General features: G+C 37.8%; 8 protein-coding genes and 6 tRNA genes. 13 read left to right on the top strand and 1 reads right to left on the bottom strand.

Annotated features, from left to right (window positions below):
• Positions 1-79: 79 nt before the first annotated feature.
• From RTP52_RS16300 to RTP52_RS16265, 8 genes are all read left to right on the top strand, one after another.
• Positions 80-153, top strand: a tRNA-Arg gene (locus RTP52_RS16300).
• Between the two features lie 30 nt (positions 154-183).
• Positions 184-257 (top strand) — tRNA-His (locus RTP52_RS16295).
• Between the two features lie 55 nt (positions 258-312).
• A tRNA-Gln gene (locus RTP52_RS16290) sits at positions 313-384 on the top strand.
• A 22-nt stretch (positions 385-406) separates the two neighbouring features.
• Positions 407-479 (top strand) — tRNA-Lys (locus RTP52_RS16285).
• Positions 480-550: 71 nt separating this feature from the next.
• Positions 551-630, top strand: a tRNA-Leu gene (locus RTP52_RS16280).
• A gap of 77 nt (positions 631-707) precedes the next feature.
• Positions 708-782, top strand: a tRNA-Pro gene (locus RTP52_RS16275).
• Between the two features lie 271 nt (positions 783-1,053).
• Complete coding sequence (locus RTP52_RS16270) at positions 1,054-1,602, top strand: DJ-1 family glyoxalase III (RefSeq protein WP_312107338.1); 549 nt, start codon at positions 1,054-1,056, stop codon at positions 1,600-1,602.
• Positions 1,603-1,724: 122 nt separating this feature from the next.
• Positions 1,725-3,074: a hypothetical protein gene (locus tag RTP52_RS16265; RefSeq protein WP_312372507.1), complete on the top strand. Its 1,350-nt coding sequence runs from the start codon at positions 1,725-1,727 to the stop codon at positions 3,072-3,074.
• Position 3,075: 1 nt separating this feature from the next.
• On the opposite strand, the gene RTP52_RS16260 is transcribed toward RTP52_RS16265, so the two are convergent.
• Complete coding sequence (locus RTP52_RS16260) at positions 3,076-4,458, bottom strand: alanine/glycine:cation symporter family protein (protein ID WP_312372505.1); 1,383 nt, start codon at positions 4,456-4,458, stop codon at positions 3,076-3,078.
• 568 nt (positions 4,459-5,026) lie between these two features.
• Here RTP52_RS16260 and RTP52_RS16255 point away from each other — a divergent pair.
• The 5 genes from RTP52_RS16255 to clpX all read left to right on the top strand — a co-directional run.
• Positions 5,027-5,248 carry an alpha/beta-type small acid-soluble spore protein gene (locus RTP52_RS16255; RefSeq protein WP_012198404.1) on the top strand — a complete coding sequence of 74 codons (222 nt, stop codon included), beginning with the start codon at positions 5,027-5,029 and terminating at the stop codon, positions 5,246-5,248.
• Between the two features lie 192 nt (positions 5,249-5,440).
• Entirely contained in the window at positions 5,441-6,787 is a 1,347-nt protein-coding gene (glmM, locus tag RTP52_RS16250; RefSeq protein ID WP_312105608.1) for a phosphoglucosamine mutase, read from the top strand.
• 260 nt (positions 6,788-7,047) lie between these two features.
• Entirely contained in the window at positions 7,048-8,334 is a 1,287-nt protein-coding gene (gene tig / locus RTP52_RS16245; RefSeq protein ID WP_312105609.1) for a trigger factor, read from the top strand.
• Between the two features lie 110 nt (positions 8,335-8,444).
• Positions 8,445-9,026, top strand: coding sequence for an ATP-dependent Clp endopeptidase proteolytic subunit ClpP (gene clpP, locus RTP52_RS16240; protein ID WP_312105610.1), 582 nt, complete (start codon positions 8,445-8,447; stop codon positions 9,024-9,026).
• 54 nt (positions 9,027-9,080) lie between these two features.
• On the top strand, positions 9,081-10,088 hold a 1,008-nt coding region (gene clpX / locus RTP52_RS16235), incomplete at its 3' end, for an ATP-dependent Clp protease ATP-binding subunit ClpX (RefSeq protein WP_312372504.1).

The following is a 10,088-nucleotide window of genomic DNA, read 5'->3' as shown; positions in this document are numbered from 1 at the left end:
GCCTTCCAAGCTAGATACGTGGGTTCGATTCCCATCACCCGCTTGATGTTTGGCATAACATCGAAAACATATGCTAAATGTGCTAGTAGCTCAGTTGGATAGAGCATCGGCCTTCTAAGCCGGTTGTCGGGGGTTCGAATCCCTTCTGGCACATTTTTTCTTTCAAAAAGAAAAATCTTTGTGGTGGGTATAGCGCAGTTGGTTAGCGCGCCAGATTGTGGCTCTGGAGGCCAAGGGTTCGAATCCCTTTATCCACCCTAGCAACAATGTGTTGTAAATATTAATTCTTTTTATAATAAAAGATTTTAATAGTGGGCTATCGCCAAGCGGTAAGGCACAGGACTTTGACTCCTGCATTCGCTGGTTCAAATCCAGCTAGCCCAGCTGCTAAGTGATTTAGCAAAATGGGATATTAGCTCAGTCGGTAGAGCACTTGACTTTTAATCAAGGTGTCCCGGGTTCGAATCCCGGATGTCTCATGACAGAGCTAGAGAGTTGTTTTACAACGAAATAACTCTGTTGGGAAAGCAAAAAAGAATTGCTATAATATGCGGATGTGGCGGAACTGGCAGACGCACTAGACTTAGGATCTAGCGGGCAACCGTGCAGGTTCAATTCCTGTCATCCGCATTAGTTTTTTCTTTTTATGTATTTCTTTAGAATACATACTTTCCATAAAAAAGATGGCATATCTTTTTATATTGCCTCGGGGTGTGGCTCAGTTTGGCTAGAGTGCTTGATTTGGGATCAAGAGGTCGCAGGTTCGAATCCTGTCACCCCGATAATTTAAACAAGAAAAAGTAGATTTTTTATACTTTTCCTTGTCATGTATGGTAAGAGGCGAGAGCTTCTTTTTTTTTGCTCTGCGTCAAGTTTTGGGTATAGTTCCAATGGAACTCGCCGGATACTAGGTGTAGAGCTATTTTTGATTTATAGGAAATTTGTCTCTAAGAGGAATGCGTACTCACCCTGCATACTTTCAATTCCAATTATCTTCTGATATAATAAAAATTGGAATTTATTTAGTAGTATGTTAATTAAGGAGGTTTCATTATGGCAATAGTTTATGTATTTTTAGCAGATGGATTTGAAGAAATTGAGGCCCTCACTGTAGTAGATTTGCTGCGTAGAGCAAGCGTTGATGTAACTACAGTTTCAATAACTGAAAATATTCTTGTTCATGGGGCTCATGGAATTGATGTTATGGCCGATATATTATTTAAAGATGATTTATCAGAAGCTGATATGTTGGTTCTGCCAGGCGGTGGACTAGGTACAAAAAATTTATTAGCCCATGAAGGACTTAAGAGTTTACTTATAAACTACGAAAAGAAAGATCGTTACTTAGCGGCAATTTGTGCAGCCCCATCTATCTTAGGGACGCATGGATTACTGAAAGGAAAACATGCAATCTGTTATCCAGGATTTGAGGATAAACTTACTGGTGCTGTTGTAACGAACGATAAGGTTGTCGTAGATGGAAATTTTATTACGAGTAAGGGGGCAGGTACTTCAATAGAATTTTCTCTAGAACTAATAAAGATTCTTTGTGGAGAGGAAACAGCCAACCAGATATTAGACGGGATCCAGTATCAGTTGTAACTTGTTGTGATGATAAGCCAAGGATGGCGAAAATTAGTTGTTTTGAGATTATAAATTTAAGTCTTCGTTATCCTTAGTACAAACTTCATATGCGCAGGATAAGCGCAGGATTGGGGGATAAGATGAAAGAAATAAAAGAGGAATACAGTTATATTGTTCGTAGGAACAAAGAGTCAAAGCATAGGAGTAGAGTAAAAAAAGCAATTACGATTTTTACTACTCTAAGTTTACTTGTAGGATCATTTTTGATGTTTGATCAATTAGCACCACAAATTGCATTCTCCAAGGAAGAGGACACGGAATCAGTAGATCAAGCTAAGGTGAAATCAGTGAGGGAGATTTCCTTATTGGATAATAAAGCAGTAACAGTACCTGCTGCTGAACCGAATATAAAGCCCATTTCAGAGGGGACAATGGTGAATATTACATTAGATTATGCTAGTGAGAAAATTACTATTAAGCCAGTTTCTCAAAGTAATACAAAACTATACTTCTCACAAGATAAGATGAAAACATGGGAAAAAATCAATGGAAGTAGTATTGATTTATCGATATTTTTAAAAACATCCGATAATACAATTTATTTTAAAGGAGATGTAGACAAAGCTATTGCTGCGGTTACTTTACCCAAGGAAAATAAAGACTTAAAGGTTACTTATTACGTAGAGCAGAATGCAACAGGTTCCCATGGTAGATTAAAATATGAAAATACAGCTCTTCGCCCAATTGAATTCCGTAAAGGAGCAAATGGGGGTTGGGATAGTGATTTATCAAAAATTTCTGATTTATCGAGTTTTGAAATCACGGGTTATACATTACAGTTCCGTCTAAAAGCTACAGCAGCTGAAAGGGCTGGAAAAATCGTCAGTGTTAAGATTCCAAAACGTCAGGCACCTCCAAAGATTACTGTAGACTATTCAAAAATGGAGGTATCTGGACTAAAGGCTGGTTCCACTGTTTATTATAAAAATGGATCGTCAACACCTACACCATTTGCACCAGCAGATTCAAAAGTAAAGACTTTAAGTCTTTATGAGTTATTATATACTTTGCCTACTACACCAAATAATGCCCCACTTCCAGCAGGCAGCATTGAGTTTCAAACTGCAGGTACAGACAAGAAAGTTGCAAGTTCAACTGTTGTAGTAGAGTTTCAAGCGCAGCCAGGTTTTCCAACTGGTATTGTTACATTAGATAAAACCACGCTGACATTTGCAGAGGCTACGAAGACTACTCCTTACGAATATGTAGTTCTTCATCAAGGTGAAAATTTAGACTTATCAAAAGTAAAATGGACGAAAGTGACTACGAATAAACCATTTGAAATTAAAAAAGTAGGAAAAGCAATACCTGCACCAAATGATGTTATCTACTATCGATTAGCATCTACGACTAATAAAGAGACTAAGGTAGTAACACCTGCTTCTATGTACTTAACTAAAAAGATTGATGTTGTACCAATTACAAAATAATTTAACATTTAATTTTCTTTCGTAATAACCACAAAGCAATTAAATTTGGGATAGTCATGAAAGCATTAATTAAATCAGAACTTTCCCATACGAGTTCCAATGACATGATAGAACCAAAAAATATCATAAGGATATAAACAAGGCGGTAGATATCGATTCCTTTTTTCGGGAAGAGGTATTCTACCGCTTTTTCGCCGAAAAAGCTCCAACCAATTAAAGTTGCAACAGCGAAAGCGACTAATGAGATGCGGAGCATGAATACGCCAAACGGAATTTGAGCAAAAGCTGCGGTTGTTAATTCGCTCATCGATAATCCTTTAATCGAATCTGGATTTTTAAGTATGGTAGATACAATGATAAGTCCGGTAAGAGCGCACATAACAACAGTGTCCCAAAAAGTTGCACTCATGGAGACTAGGGCTTGATTTTTATAACGAAGATCAAGTGAATCGGAATGGTATTGTGTATCTTTTGTGGTATTACTGGATGGAACAGATCCCGATAAGGAACTATCATCTGGTAAAGCGGAGCCACCTGCCGCAATTGCTGCAGAACCTAGTCCTGCCTCATTTGTAAAAAGTCCTCGTGAGATGCCATACCTTGCAGCAATGCTAATAGAGCCACCAAGAACACCACCAGCTACAGCTTTTGTTGAAAAAGCGGTTTTCACTATAGTGCTAAGAGCTGGCAGTACAAAGGGAAGATTAACAAAAAGAATTAATACACATGCTGCAACATAAAAGATAGCCATCGCTGGTACTAACTTCATACAAACATTTTGAATGGAATTGACGCCTCCGACAATGACAAGACCGATTAAGAAGGCAACAATAATTCCGGATAGGTAAGGAGAGATACCAAGTGCTTTCGTAGCATCTGTTATCGAGCGAGCTTGTGTAGAACCTCCCATACTAAATGCTACGAATAAGGTGGCGACACAGAAAATAACAGCCAACCACTTGCTATGTAAACCGTATTCAAGAGCATACATTGGCCCACCACGATAGGTACCATCTGGCTTTTGTTTACGATACCTCATACCCAAATAACATTCTGCATATGTGGTTGCCATTCCAAAAACACCAGTAAGCCAACACCATAGAACAGCTCCTGGGCCACCAAGGGCAATTGCAGTTGAAATTCCCACAATATTACCTGTTCCAAGGGTAGCAGCTAATGTTGTAGTAAGAGTTTTAAAACTACTAGAATTCCCATGGGTATCTGTTTTAGTAGAAACAGAATTCCGTATTCCTTTTTTTAATTCTTTTTGAATAAATCGAAGCCGAAAAGTAAAATACAGGTGAGTTCCAAATAATAAAAATAACATTGGACCTCCCCAGAGATAATGATTGATTGTTTGTATGAATTTTAGTAAGTCGTTCATAAATAACCTCTTTTCTGCGCTGCTCTTTGTTCTGCTTGCAAGACAATGCGTGTCAACAAGTTTATGGATGTGATGTAAACACAAACTTGATGTAAGAAGATTTAAAAAATCTTTCAATCTTTTTTTAATAGTCTTAAGTCTAAGAAAGAAAAGACGAATAGATTACTAACATTACAGCCACCGCGGAAAATCCTTATTTAAATTATATGAGAACAAACTTGCCTGTATTCAAAGACATAATAAATAACATAACTTACCATCATAATATTATATTGCGTGGTAATAATAATACCAAGATAAGTGACGAAAAACAAAGCATATCAAAAATGAAATGACTTTTTGAAAGTTGATTGCAAAGTGACATCTAAGGTATCAAGCAATAATCTTTTGATTAAAGCAAGATTTAGACAGAATCAATCGCTATTAGTAGTGAATGCAGCCAATTGAAATTAGGAAGTTTTATGAATGAAGATAAGCGTTGAAGAGTAGTTGCTTATCGTTCCAAAGAGCAGTTACACTAGTATATGGAACTGCTCATCAACTATACAGCTTCACGGAGGTGAATTTTATGACAAGTAGCAATCAAGGAACAAGTGGCTCTAACAGAATGGCAGTGCCTGAAGCAAAAGAAGCAATGAATCGTATGAAGATGGAAGTTGCATCTGAATTAGGAGTACCTCTAACTCAGGGTTACAATGGAAATCTTACAAGTGCTCAGAACGGATCAGTTGGTGGAGAAATGGTTCGCCAGATGATTAAGAGACAAGAAGAGTCTATGAGCGGCAAATAGCAAATAGAATAAAGCAAGTAAAAAGAAGCGTTGTACAACGCTTCTTTTTTTGCTATATAGGTGTTTCATCACCATTCTTGTTTATTTATAAATTAAGCCCAAACGAAAAAACATTCACATTATGAATAAAATATGATAGAATAAATGTATATGGGCAGAATTTCTGCCAAACATTAAGTAAGGAGTAAAGGCATGGGAAAGTATTTTGGAACAGATGGCTTTCGTGGAGAAGCAAATAAAACGTTAACTGTGGAGCATGCTTATAAGGTTGGTCGATTCTTAGGATGGTATTATGGAAAGGACCACAAAGCAAAAGTAGCAATTGGTAAGGATACGAGAAGATCCAGTTATATGTTTGAATATTCTCTGGTAGCCGGTTTGACTGCGAGTGGGGCAGATGTTTATCTTCTGCATGTAACACCAACACCGAGTGTTTCCTATGTTGTACGTAGCGAAGGATTTGATTGTGGTATTATGATAAGTGCCAGTCACAATCCATTTCAAGATAATGGAATTAAAGTGATTAATGGCGGTGGGTATAAATTAGAGAATGAAGTTGAAAAATTAATAGAAGATTATATCGATGGGACATTACCAGAAATACCGTTTGCTTATGGTGAAAATATTGGTAAGACCGTGGATTACTCTATGGGAAGACATCGTTATATTGGGCACTTGATTTCACTAGCGACTCGTTCCTTTAAAGGAATTAAAGTAGGACTTGACCTTGCAAATGGGTCTGCAACGACAGTCGCAAAAGGTGTTTTTGATGCTCTTGGAGCGAAGACTTATGTAATTCATAGTGAGCCGAATGGTGTCAATATTAATACTGATTGTGGTTCTACTCATATAGAACAGTTACAAAAATTTGTCGTAGAGCAAGGGCTAGATATTGGATTTGCTTATGATGGAGATGCGGATCGTTGTCTTGCAGTAAATGAATTAGGGCAAGTGATAGATGGAGATGCGATTCTTTACCTGTGCGGTTGTTATATGAAGGAGAGAGGCGAACTTTGTAATAATACAGTCGTTACAACAATTATGTCTAATTTAGGGCTATATAAGTCGTTAGACGCTAAAGGAATTGCATATGCTAAAACAGCTGTTGGTGATAAGTATGTATTTGAAAATATGATGGAGCATGGACATTCCATTGGTGGAGAGCAATCCGGTCATATTATCTTTAATAAGCATGCTACCACAGGGGATGGTGTTCTAACATCTCTTAAGATTATGGAGGTTATGTTAGAAAAGAAAGAAAAAATCTCTGTTTTACTTCGAGAGTTAAAGATATATCCTCAACTTTTACTTAATATTCCAGTGGTAGATAAGAAAATGGCTAAGAATGACCCAGACGTGATGGAAGCAGCAAAAGCAGTGGAATTAGAGCTTGGTGATGAGGGAAGAATCTTGGTTCGCGAAAGTGGTACCGAGTCCGTAATTCGTGTTATGGTAGAGGCTGGAACAAATGAGGTATGTCAAAAGTATGCCGATAATATAGTTACAGTATTACGTCAAAAAGGTCATATAAAAGCGTAAGAAAAAAGAACAAGTTCCGATAATCAAGAATTATAATATTGTCTAACTGCGTCTAAAAGGGGCAAATGCGGAAAAAAATATCTAGCTTTTGTCTAGGTGACATGATATAATATACTAATGTCTAGCCCTCTATCCTTGGTTAGTGGGTTATGAAATGTAAACATAAGAATAAGGCGAGCGAAAGCGAATGCAATTATAACGTTAGAAAGTTTGGTATATGAAAGCATATACTTTGCTATATTTTAAGGAGGACTTAACAAATGAGTTTTAAGGTGGAAGATTTAGGAAAGAATATGGTAAAGCTAACAATAGAAGCGACAGCAGAGGATTTTGACAAGGCAATTGAACAGGCTTACCAAAAAAATAAGGGTAAAATGAACGTGCAGGGATTCCGTAAAGGAAAAGCACCACGTGCAATCATCGAGAAGATGTATGGTGTAGGTGTATTCTATGAGGATGCTGCTAATTTTATTATTCCAGAGGCTTATGAGAAGGCTATTGAAGAAAGTAAATTAGATGTAGTAGCTAGACCAGAAATCGATGTTGTTCAGGTTGAGAAGGGTCAGCCATTTATCTTCACAGCTGAAGTAGCAGTTAAGCCAGAAGTAACTCTTGGTGCATACAAGGGAGTGGAAGTTTCTAAGTCTGACATCGTAGTAGCAGAAGATGAGGTTATGGCTGAGCTTGATAAGGTGAGAGAGCAGAACTCTAGAACAATTACAGTAGAAGATAGAGCAGTAATGGATAAAGATATCGTTACTATCGATTTTGAAGGCTTCGTTGATGGTGTAGCTTTTGAAGGTGGTAAGGGCGAGGATTATGCATTAACAATCGGTTCTCATTCCTTTATTGATACATTTGAAGATCAATTAGTAGGCAAGAACATCGGTGAGGATGTAGAAGTTAATGTTACATTCCCAACAGAGTATCATGCAGCAGATCTTGCTGGAAAGCCAGCATTATTTAAAGTAAAGGTAAAAGAAATTAAAGCAAAAGAACTTCCAGCAGCAGATGATGATTTTGCTCAGGATGTTTCCGAGTTTAATACTTTAGAAGAATATAAAGCTGATCTTAAGAAGTCTTTAACTGAGAACAAGGAGAAGGCAGCAAAGACAGCAAAGGAAGATGCAGTAGTTGATAAGGTAATCGAGAATGCAACTATGGAAATTCCAGATGCTATGGTAGATACTCAGAAGCGTCAGATGGCTGAAGATTTTGCTCAGAGATTAAAGATGCAAGGTCTTTCTTTAGAGCAGTACTTCCAGTTCACAGGATTAAATCCAAACACATTTATGGAGAACCTTGGACCACAGGCTCTTAAGCGTATCCAGAGCAGACTTGTATTAGAAGCAGTTGTTAAGGCTGAGAATATTACAGTATCTGAAGAAGAAATTGATAAAGAACTTGCAGAGATGGCTTCCGCTTACCAGATGGAAGTTGACAAATTAAAAGAGTTAATTGGCGAGAAGGAAAAAGAACAGATCGTTATGGATATGGCAGTTCAAAAGGCCATTGATCTTGTAGCAAGTGAGGCAAAGGAAGTTTAATCAAGGCGATTCGACTCTTTGCAATTCATATGGGCTGTTGCTGAAAGCATGTTGCTAAGTCATGTTGCTGAAGCAACAGCCTGTTGTTCATGAAAGGAAAGGTGACGGATATGAGTTTAGTACCTTATGTAATCGAGCAGACAAGCAGGGGAGAACGCTCCTATGATATTTATTCAAGACTGTTAAAAGAAAGAATTATTTTCCTTGGAGAAGAAGTTACTGACGTTAGCGCAAGCGTTATTGTGGCTCAGTTATTGTTCTTAGAGGCAGAGGATCCTGGTAAGGATATCAGTTTGTATATTAATAGCCCAGGTGGTTCCGTGACAGCAGGTATGGCTATTTACGATACCATGAATTACATTAAGTGTGATGTATCTACTATTTGTATCGGTATGGCTGCTAGTATGGGTGCCTTCTTATTAGCGGGTGGTGCTAAGGGTAAGAGATTTGCACTTCCTAACGCAGAAGTTATGATTCATCAGCCATCCGGCGGTGCTAAGGGTCAGGCTACTGATATTCAGATTGTTGCAGAGAACATCTTAAAGATTAAGAAAAAATTAAATACAATCTTATCTCAAAATACTGGAAAGCCACTTGAGGTAGTTGAAGTGGATACGGAAAGAGATTATTATATGTCTGCAGAAGAAGCAAAGAACTATGGTATTATTGATAGCGTAATTGCAAGCAGATAAATGTAAATTGATTCAAGTAAAACCTAGTGCGTTTGTATAGCATGTTGAAAAGAGGTGAACAGATCGGCAAATAGAACAGAAGATAGAAAACAGGTTAGATGCTCATTCTGCGGAAAGTCTCAGGAACAAGTTCGTAAGCTTCTAGCAGGACCAGGGGATGTCTATATCTGCGATGAATGTATTGAACTCTGCTATGAGATTGTGGAGGAAGAATTCGATGATGATGTGGTAGAGTCTGCATCCGGTATAAACCTCTTAAAACCAAAGGAAATTAAAGAATTTTTAGATCAATATGTCATTGGACAGGAAGAAGCAAAAAAGGTTCTTTCTGTATCCGTTTATAATCATTATAAACGTGTTTTATCAGAAAAAGATTTAGACGTTGAACTGCAGAAAAGTAATATTCTGATGATTGGACCGACCGGTTCCGGTAAAACCTATGTTGCACAAACTTTAGCAAAAATTCTTAACGTACCTTTCGCCATTGCAGATGCTACTGCATTGACAGAGGCTGGTTATGTTGGTGAAGATGTGGAAAATATTCTGCTTAAGATTATTCAGGCGGCAGATTACGATATTGAACGAGCACAGTACGGTATTATCTATATCGATGAGATCGATAAGATCACTCGTAAGTCAGAGAATACCTCGATTACAAGAGATGTATCAGGCGAAGGAGTTCAGCAAGCACTTTTAAAGATTTTGGAAGGCTCTGTAGCATCTGTTCCACCACAAGGTGGAAGAAAGCACCCTCATCAGGAATTTATTCAGATTGATACCACAAATATATTGTTTATCTGTGGCGGTGCATTTGATGGTTTAGAGAAAATCGTGGAAGCGAGAATTGGGCAGAAGTCCATTGGATTTAACGCTGAAATTGCGCATGGTCAAAAGGAAAACATCGGTGATTTATTCCGCCAGGTGTTACCTCAAGATTTAATAAAATTCGGTATGATTCCAGAGTTTGTGGGTCGTGTACCAGTGAATACAGCCCTTGATTTATTAGATGAGCAAGCTTTAGTACGAATCCTTACAGAACCAAAGAATGCTATCACGAAGCAA

It is taken from the genome of Lachnoclostridium sp., from assembly GCF_031997925.1.
Lineage (GTDB): Bacteria > Bacillota > Clostridia > Lachnospirales > Lachnospiraceae > Lachnoclostridium.
This window is presented reverse-complemented; position numbering and strand designations above follow the sequence as displayed.